General features: G+C 43.4%; 1 protein-coding gene. It reads right to left on the bottom strand.

The features are described 5' to 3' along the window. Positions 1-267: reverse transcriptase/maturase family protein (locus LKE08_RS00300; RefSeq protein ID WP_324702197.1), on the bottom strand; the 267-nt coding region annotated here is incomplete at both ends.

Genomic DNA, 267 nt, shown 5'->3' with positions numbered 1-267 from the left:
TTCGATTTCTCTTAGTGTATGACAGATTCTTGTCTTTTCCGGCTTAAGTTGGAGTCCAATGGGTTTTAACCATTCGGTGATAGCAATCTTGCACTGTTCAATGATTTCGAGTTTTGGTGATATGACTACAAAATCATCGGCATATCTGACGACCGTTGCTTGGATTCTGCTATTCTTTTTCGGGAATAGCTTTTCTATGTGCCTCACCATTCCATCCAGTGCGATGTTGGCGAGGAGTGGACTTATTACCCCTCCTTGAGGTGTCCC

Source organism: Lyngbya sp. CCY1209 (assembly GCF_035615495.1).
Classification (GTDB): Bacteria; Cyanobacteriota; Cyanobacteriia; order Cyanobacteriales; family Microcoleaceae; genus Limnospira.
This window is presented reverse-complemented; position numbering and strand designations above follow the sequence as displayed.